Source organism: Micromonospora sp. NPDC000316, assembly GCF_042898885.1.
In the GTDB taxonomy this organism is placed as follows: domain Bacteria; phylum Actinomycetota; class Actinomycetes; order Mycobacteriales; family Micromonosporaceae; genus Micromonospora.
Genome location: NZ_JBIAZG010000020.1, coordinates 74,900 through 82,970 on the forward strand (window position 1 = coordinate 74,900; position 8,071 = coordinate 82,970).

Genomic DNA, 8,071 nt, shown 5'->3' on the forward strand with positions numbered 1-8,071 from the left:
TGCATACACGCGTGACCACCCTGGAGTTACATGCCCTGATCAGGGGCTTGCGGAAATGAAGGTATCAGTTGACCGCATCACGGGTTCCGCGCCGTCCGACCGTTTCCTACCGCCCTGCGGCTTCCCAAACAGGATCTTCTCTGATGAAATCGCGGCCGTGCCGCGCGTGGTCCCCTCCGCTTACGGCATGGTTCGGTGGGTCAGGCGGGGAAGAAACGACGGAGGCGATGTCGTGAGCACCGGACCGACGACCCTGCCCGCACCCGGCGACGCCGCTGGGCGTACGCGTCGACGGCTGCCGAGACTGCGGGACGCCCGGATCCGGTCCAAGCTGGCGCTGATCCTTGTCGTTCCGGTGGCCGCGGTTATCGCGCTGGCCACCGTCCGACTCATCTCGGTGGGCGAGGGCGCCTTCGACGCCACCCGCGCGCGGTCGCTCACCGCGCTCTCCATCGACGTCAGCGCGTTGACCCAGGATCTTCAGTCCGAGCGGATGGCCGCGGCCGCCTACCTGGCCACCCCGCAGCAGCCCGCCGACACCTACAACCTGCGTGTGCGACAGACGCAGCAGCGGGTCGACGAGTACCGCGCCGAGCGGGCCCGGATCGGCGAGGTTCCGGCGGTCCTGCGCGGCCGACTCGCGGCCATCGACGCGCACCTGGCCACCCTGGACGGCACGCGCCAGGAGGTGCTGGACCGCCGGCAGATGGCTGTCGCCGAGGCGGTGCTTCGCTACGGCGTCATCCTCACCGACCTGGTCGCCTACGGCGACGGGTTGGCCCAACTCCCCGGCGAGGAGGGCCTCTCGGACAGCCGTCGGGCGGTCGCCGCTTTCGCACGCGCCAAGTCGGCCGTCGCGGAGGAGCAGGCGGTCGCCTTCTCGGCACTGACCGCCGGCCAGCTCGACCCGGAGCAGTTCTCCTCCTTCGTGGCCACGCTGACGAGCCAGCAGGAGGCACTTGTCGCCTTCGCGCTCGCCGCCGACCCCGTTCAGCGTGCCCTTGTCAACAACACCGTCTCCGGTGACGCGGTCGGCCTGGCCGACCGGGTGGCCAGCGACATCACCCGCTCGGTCGGGCAGCGCCCGCTGGTAAGCGCGCAGGACGCCACAGCCGCCATCGGCGCGGTCAACGACCTGATGCGCTGGGCGGAGATCCAACTGCAGGACCGGCTGCTCGCCCAGGCCGACGAGGCGCGCTCGAACGTCATCCGGCAGGCAGTGGTCGAGTCGATCCTGGTCCTGCTCACACTGATCATCGCCATCTCGCTGGCCGTGGTGCTGGCCCGTTCGCTCAACCACTCGCTGCGTCGTCTTCGCGAGGGTGCGCTGTCGGTGGCCAACCACGACCTACCCGACGCCGTGCAGCGACTGCAGAACATGGGCAGCGTGGGCGACGGCGGCGTGGAGGAGATCGTCCGGCAGGTCCGGGACCCGATCCAGCTCAACAGCCGCGACGAGGTCGGCCAGGTGGCGTTGGCCTTCAACGTCGTCCACCGGGAAGCGGTTCGCGTCGCGGCCGAGCAGGCCGCGCTGCGTACGAGCGTCTCGGCGATGTTCCTCAACCTGGCCCGCCGCAGTCAGACCCTTGTCGACCGGATGATCGGCGAGCTGGACGCGATCGAGCGCGGCGAGGAGGACCCGAAGAGGCTGGCGCAGCTCTTCGAGCTGGACCACCTGGCCACCCGAATGCGCCGTAACGACGAGAACCTGCTGGTCCTGGCCGGCGCCGACTCCGCAGTGCCGCGCCGCGACGACGCGTTGGTCGTGGACGTGCTGCGCGCCGCCCAGTCGGAGGTGGAGCTCTACAACCGCATCGAGTTCGGCACCGTCGACACCGACATCTCGGTGGCCGCGCACGCCGTCAACGACGTGGTGCGGCTCGTCGCCGAACTGCTCGACAACGCCACGCGGTTCTCGCCGCCGAACACCACAGTGGTCGCCGACGGTCGCCGCATCCGCGACTACGTGCTGATCCAGATCGAGGACCGCGGGCTCGGTCTCAGCGACGAGCAGCTCGACTCGCTCAACAGGCGGCTTGCCGCGCCGCCGAGCGTGGACGTCGCCGCGTTCCGGCTGATGGGTCTGGCCGTGGTGAGCCGGCTCGCCTCCCGCTACGGCATCCGGGTGGAGCTGCGCCGCAACGTGGAGGGCGGCACCGTCGCCCAGGTGACGCTCCCCGCCGCCACGGTGGTGCTGCCCGTCAACCGGGGCCGCGATCAGGCTCTCACCCGGCCGCGTCAGCCGATGGCCGTCGAGCAGACGCCGCTCACCCCGATCGGCCACGCCGAGTCGTACGCCGGCGCCACCACCGCGGCGGCGACGCTGCCCGACCAGTGGCGGAGCAACGCCCCGACGCCGGCGCAGTGGCAGTCCCCGCTCGACACGCGGGACACCACCCCCGCCGTGCAGGCCGGCGGCTTCGGAGCACGTCCGACGATGCCACCGGCGGCACCCGCCGTCCCGGTTCCGCCGTCCCAGCCCGCGTACAGCAACGGCGGGGGCGCCTCGATGGGCAGCCCGACGGTGGCGTACCCGACAATCGAGCCGCTGCCCCGGCGCGGCTCGACGGCCGACACCACAGACGGTCGGACCGCGCCGGTGCTGCCGGTCGGGCCGGTCGCCGGCCCCGGCGCGGTCGCGCCGCCCGCCGCCCCGCCTGTCGCGCCGTCGGTGCCGGCCGCCCCGGTCAGCACCCGGCCCGACTTCCCGGCCGAGGCGCCGATCTTCCGGGAGATGGAGGCGGTCTGGTTCCGGTCCCACGGAAACGACGCCACCGCGATCTTCACCCGGCCGCAGTTCGACGAGCCGCCGGCACCTGTCGACGCCGGCCTGGCCAACGCCGCCCGGCCGGGCAGTGGCGGTCAACAGGCTGCCGCGTCCGCGCCGACCGCGACACCGGCCCGACCGCCGCTGCCGACGCGCACCCCGGGCAGCACCGGCGACGGCAGCGGTTTGGCAGGCGGGGGGAGCATGGACGGGTTCAGCAGCGGAAGCAACGGTGGTCGCGACACCGCGACGCCCACGCCGCCGCCGTCGTACACGCCGCCGCCGCCGGCCGCCCGGCCGGTGCCGGTGCCGGCCCCCGCCCCCGCCCCGAGCGCACCCCCACCGCCCGCCGCCGACGCGGACGCCTGGCGGACCGCGGCGGACGAGGGCTGGTCCCGGGCCAGCCGGGCCGCCGAGCCGGCCCCCGCGGGCACCACCCGCTCGGGTCTGCCCAAGCGGGTGCCGCAGGCGCAGCTCGTGCCGGGCGGCATCGAGCCGAAGACCGGCCGGGACCGCAGTCGGCGGACCCCCGATGAAGTACGCGGCCTGTTGTCCGCCTACCACCGCGGCGTGCAGCGCGGTCGGTCGGCCGGGACGGACCTGAACAGCACCTCGACCAAGGAGAGCCGATGAACAGGCCAGCTGCCATGCAGGACATGGGTTGGCTGCTCACCAACTTCGCCGACAGCGTGGCGGGGATCGCCCACGTGGTGGCGGTGTCCGCCGACGGACTGCTGCTCGCCTCCTCCCGGGACCTGCCGGGGGACCGGGCGGATCAGCTCGCCGCCATCACCTCCGGCGTGGTGAGCCTGACCGAGGGCGCGGCCCGCATGTTCAGCGCGGGTGGGGTGTTGCAGACAGTCATCGAGATGGACAGCGGCTACCTGTTCCTCATGTCGATCAGCGACGGCTCGTCGATGGCCGTGCTCGCGGCGCGAAGCTGCGACGTCGGCCAGGTGGGCTACGAGATGGCGCTGCTTGTGGAGCGGGTGGGTGCGGCGTTGGTGCCGCTGCCGCGTGACGCGGTGCGCTCGTAGCGCCGAGAACCGGCGCGGACCACGCGCCGGAACAGGGAGGGGAGGCGGTGTGAGCCGGCTCCGCGGGGACGAGGAGGTGATCGGGGATGGACCAACGACGCGCTGACCCGCGCGGCGCTCTGGTGCGTCCGTACGCGGTCACCCGTGGTCGTACCGAGCCCCGGCAGGACATCGCCCTCGAGGCGGTCCTCACGGCCTCTCCCACCCAGGTTGCCGAGTCCCGCTTCGCGGGGCACGACAAGCACCGCATCGCCACGGTCTGCGAGGGCCGGGCACAGTCGCTGGCGGAGATCGCCGCGTACACCCGGATGCCGCTGGGCGTCGCCCGGGTGCTGGTCGCCGACATGGTGGCCGAGAGCCTGCTGACGTTACACACTGCTGCTCCCGCCGAGGGGTTCGAGGAGCGGATGGAACTGCTTGGAAGGGTGCTAAGTGGACTTCGCAGGCTATGACCCCGCTGGGGGGCGGCCAAGCCGGGGAATCGTCTCCGCGAAGATCGTCGTCGCGGGCGGGTTCGGCGTCGGTAAGACGACCCTTGTCGGTTCGATCTCCGAGATCACACCGCTGACGACCGAGGCGCTGATGACCGCGGCTGGTGTCGGCATCGACGACCCGTCCAAGGTGCCGGGCAAGGAGACCACAACGGTCGCCATGGACTTCGGCCGCATCACAATGGCCCAGGACCTGATCCTGTACCTCTTCGGTACGCCGGGTCAGACCCGCTTCTGGTTCATGTGGGACGAGATCATCAGGGGTGCGGTGGGTGCCGCCGTGCTTGTGGACACCCGCCGGATCACCGACGCGTTCGCCCCGCTCGACTACTTCGAGAACCGCAACCTGCCGTACGTGGTGGCGCTGAACCGGTTCGACGGTGCTCCCCAGTACGAGCTGGACGAGGTCCGCGAGGCGTTGGCCATCTCGCCGCAGGTGCCGCTTGTGATGACCGACGCCCGGCACCGGGACTCGGTCAAGCAGGTGCTGGTGACTGTCGTCGAGCACGCCATGCTCCGGTTGCAGGCCGAGCAGGGTCGCGGATTCCCCACGCCTGTCGGCTGACCGCCACGGCCGGCCGGCGCACACCGGCCGGCCGTGACAGCTCAGTCGACCCGGAGCCGGTAGCCGCGCTTGACCACCGTCTGCACCACGCGCGGCGCGCGGAGGCCGGCCCGCAGCCGGGCCACAGCCATCTCGACGGCGTGTTCGTCAGCGCCCCGGGGCAGCGTGCGCAGCAGTGCCGTACGCGACAGCACCCGGCCGGGGGACTGGGCAAGCGCCCGCAGCACCGCCATCGGGGCGGGAGCCAGCGGGCGCAGCTCGCCGTCGATCACCGCGGCGTGCCCGCGCAGGGTGATCAGGTGCCCACCGGCCTTGAACGTCATGGTCCGGCGGGGCAACTCGTCGACGATGGTCCGCACCAACGCGCCCAGCCGGGCCCGGGCGGGAGCGCTGACCGGCACCCCGTGCCGCAGCAGGGGCTCGGCGGTCACCGCGCCGACGCAGCTGGCCAGCACGTCGCTGCGGAACGCGGACACCACCGCATCGGTGCGGTCGCCAGCCGCCCGTAGCAGCGCCTCGGCCGCCGGCGCCGACGTGAACGTCACCGCGTCCACCAGCCGACCGGCGATCAGGTCGATCAGCCGGTGCAGCGGTGCCAGGTCGGTCGGCGGCGCCCAGCGGTAGACCGGCACCTCGATCACCTTGGCGCCGGCCGCCTCCAACGCGAGCGTGCACTCCGGTTGCCGCTCACCGTGCAGCTGCATGGCGATCACCTGACCGGCCACGCCGCGCCGACGCAGGTGGTCGACCACCTCGTCGCAGCTCTCCGAGGCCGGCGACCACTGGTCGTGCAGCCCGGCCGCGCGGATCGCGCCCCGCGCATTCGGGCCTCGGGCCACCACGTACGTACGTGCCAGCACAGAGCGCAGCGGCTCGGCCAGCCCCCAACCCTCGGCCGCCTCCAACCACCCACGCATGCCGATGCCGGTGTTGGCCATCAGGATGTCCGGTGGCTGGTCCAGGCATGCGCGCGTCGCCTCGCGCAGTTCGGTGTCGTCGGACAGCGGAACGATCCGCAGCGCCGGGGCGAGCACCACCCGGGCGCCCCGACGTTCGAGCAGCGCGGCCAACTCGTCGCGCCGCCGGTCGGCGGTCACCCCGATCGTGAAGCCGGCCAGTTCCTCCCGCATCAGCCCTCCCGTCGCAGCCGTACCTCGACCAGCCCGTCACGGCAGCGCGCGTCATGGCGGGTCACGGCCACGCCGGGCAGGTCGAGGCAGGCACCGGTGCGCAGGTCGTACACCTGCCTGTGCAGTGGCGGCGCGACAGTGGGCACCCCGGCGGCCGTCCAGCCCTTCTGGCAGAGGCCGCCCCGGTTGGTGGGGAACTGACGGGGGAGCACTGTCACCCCGTCGTCGTCCGCACGCAGCGTCATGCCGCACTGGAGTGCGCAGTACGGGCAGTGCGTCGCCGCCTCCCGGGGCGCTCGCCCCGGTCGAGTTGCCGACCATGCACCGTCTGTCATGTCGGCAAAGCGTGCCGCCGGGCGGTTTCCGGTCGGCGTCCCTTCTGTTTCGGTCCTGTCAAGTAGGGCTCACACCGCACGGTGGCATCGGACGTGACGGTTGGGTCGGTCCGCCGACCTGCCGGGCGCCATCCCCGCCCTGCGGAGCCGGTGTCCCACGGTGCGGTCGGTGGCGGGCGGACCGCTCGCAGGAGGCCTATTATGTGGGAAAGTCGTCTCAAGTTTTGGGAGATGCGATGGGCGTGGCAGACGCTTTCAACGCGGTGGCCGGCACCTACGACGAGGCACGCAGGCGGTTGGTGCCCTGCTTCGACGCCTTCTACGGCACCGCCATCGAGGTGGCCGCGCCACCGCTGCGGGCCGCGCTGGCCGCCGGGCGTACCCCCGAGGTGCTGGATCTGGGCGCCGGCACCGGCCTGCTCTCGCTGCTGCTGGCGGCCGCGGTGCCGGGGGTGCGGCTGACCCTTGTGGACGGCGCGCCGGCCATGCTGTCCCGCGCCGCCGACCAGCTACGCGCCCGTGCCGTGCCGCACCGGACGGTCCTGGCCGACCTGGCCGACGCGCTGCCGGCCGGCAATTACGACGCGGTGGTCAGCGCGCTGGCGATCCACCACCTGGACGATGCCGGCAAGCGGGCGCTCTACCGACGGGTCGCCGCCGCGCTGGCGCCCGGTGGGGTGTTCGTCAACGCCGAGCAGGTGGCCGGGCCGACACCGGCCCTGGATCGGCGCTACGACGAGGTGTGGATGGCGCGGATCACCGAGTTGGGCTCACCGCCCGACGAAATCGCCGCCGCCCGGGAGCGGATGCGGCACGACCGGCCGGCCACCGTCGACGACCAGCGCCGGTGGCTCGCCGAGGCGGGGCTGGTCGATGTCGATTGCTTCTTCAAGGAGTGGCGCTTCGCGGTGTTCGGCGGGCGGGCCGGCGCGCAGGCCCGGTGAATTGCGCCTTTCGACCGCCGGTGGCGAGCCTGTCGCTGAGCGGATGACTGACGGTCATACCGCTGGGTAGTCTCATCCGCATGACTGCCAAAGTGACGTTGTCGTTCACTGACGAGACGATCGAGGAGGCCCGACGCTTCGCCAAGCGCGAAGGGCTCTCGCTCTCGGCCTGGATGGACCAGGCCGCCCGGGAGAAGGCGCTTCGCGAGGTCTTCACCGCGCACGCCGCCGCCGTGGGCCGCGCCAGCCTCGACCTGGAGTCCGCCGCCCTCGCCGACGCCCGCGAGGTGGGCATGGTCAACGATCTCCTCGGCGACGGACGGCCGCGTGCTGCGTAGGGGTGAGGTCTGGCGCATCGAGGGCGCCCGGGAACGCCTCGGCCTGGTGATCAGCTCGGATGTCTACAACTCCACAGACGTCCCCATCGTGATCGTCGTCGAGGTGGTGGAGGAGTCGCTGCTGCGGGATTCCCCGCTCGCCGTGTCGATGGGCCGTTACGTGGTGATGCCCGACCGGATCTCCTCACCGATGAAGAAGTGGTTCACCGACTGCGTGGACGTCGCCGACACCGACACGATGCTGCGGGTCGGCCGCGCGCTGCGCATCCTCCAGCAACTCTGACCGCGCTCACCATCGTCGCCGGCCCGTGGTGCGGTCCCCGTATCCCGGCCGACCCGCGACGGGCACTGCCGGGTAATCAGGTGTTCCTAGTACGGCAGCCGCCGTTTGAGATCTTGCTGGTGAACCGGGGTGGACGCGAGACGGCCACCGCGTGATCGTCTGTGCGTTGTGGACACATCAT

9 protein-coding genes are annotated in these 8,071 nt (G+C 72.1%); 7 read left to right on the forward strand and 2 right to left on the reverse strand.

From position 1 onward, the window contains the following. The first annotated feature begins 232 nt into the window (after positions 1-232). The 4 genes from ACFY2Q_RS27100 (at position 233) to ACFY2Q_RS27115 (ending at position 4,860) form a co-directional block, all read left to right on the forward strand. The gene (locus ACFY2Q_RS27100; RefSeq protein ID WP_387134953.1) at positions 233-3,400 is read left to right on the forward strand and encodes a nitrate- and nitrite sensing domain-containing protein; all 3,168 of its coding nucleotides are present in this window, start codon (positions 233-235) and stop codon (positions 3,398-3,400) included. After that, entirely contained in the window at positions 3,397-3,804 is a 408-nt protein-coding gene (locus tag ACFY2Q_RS27105) for a roadblock/LC7 domain-containing protein (protein ID WP_007465177.1), read from the forward strand. The genes ACFY2Q_RS27100 and ACFY2Q_RS27105 overlap by 4 nt, the downstream gene beginning before the upstream one ends. A gap of 86 nt (positions 3,805-3,890) precedes the next feature. Further along, a complete protein-coding gene (locus tag ACFY2Q_RS27110) occupies positions 3,891-4,256 on the forward strand; it encodes a DUF742 domain-containing protein (protein ID WP_007465174.1) in 366 nt (121 codons plus the stop codon). Next, entirely contained in the window at positions 4,237-4,860 is a 624-nt protein-coding gene (locus ACFY2Q_RS27115) for an ATP/GTP-binding protein (RefSeq protein ID WP_387134956.1), read from the forward strand. Before ACFY2Q_RS27110 ends, ACFY2Q_RS27115 begins: the two co-directional genes overlap by 20 nt. A gap of 41 nt (positions 4,861-4,901) precedes the next feature. On the opposite strand, the gene ACFY2Q_RS27120 is transcribed toward ACFY2Q_RS27115, so the two are convergent. Continuing rightward, on the reverse strand, positions 4,902-5,990 hold the full coding sequence (locus ACFY2Q_RS27120; protein WP_387134958.1) for a uroporphyrinogen-III synthase: 1,089 nt from the start codon (positions 5,988-5,990) through the stop codon (positions 4,902-4,904). Beyond that, the gene (locus tag ACFY2Q_RS27125) at positions 5,990-6,325 is read right to left on the reverse strand and encodes a nitrite reductase (NAD(P)H) small subunit (protein ID WP_387134961.1); all 336 of its coding nucleotides are present in this window, start codon (positions 6,323-6,325) and stop codon (positions 5,990-5,992) included. The genes ACFY2Q_RS27120 and ACFY2Q_RS27125 overlap by 1 nt, the downstream gene beginning before the upstream one ends. 236 nt (positions 6,326-6,561) lie before the next feature. Here ACFY2Q_RS27125 and ACFY2Q_RS27130 point away from each other — a divergent pair, with 236 nt between their 5' ends. From ACFY2Q_RS27130 to ACFY2Q_RS27140, 3 genes are all read left to right on the forward strand, one after another. Next, complete coding sequence (locus ACFY2Q_RS27130; protein WP_387134964.1) at positions 6,562-7,269, forward strand: class I SAM-dependent methyltransferase; 708 nt, start codon at positions 6,562-6,564, stop codon at positions 7,267-7,269. Between the two features lie 80 nt (positions 7,270-7,349). Next, positions 7,350-7,607: a DUF6364 family protein gene (locus tag ACFY2Q_RS27135; protein WP_357006975.1), complete on the forward strand. Its 258-nt coding sequence runs from the start codon at positions 7,350-7,352 to the stop codon at positions 7,605-7,607. Continuing rightward, complete coding sequence (locus ACFY2Q_RS27140; protein WP_151488090.1) at positions 7,597-7,890, forward strand: hypothetical protein; 294 nt, start codon at positions 7,597-7,599, stop codon at positions 7,888-7,890. The genes ACFY2Q_RS27135 and ACFY2Q_RS27140 overlap by 11 nt, the downstream gene beginning before the upstream one ends. Positions 7,891-8,071: the final 181 nt, after the last annotated feature.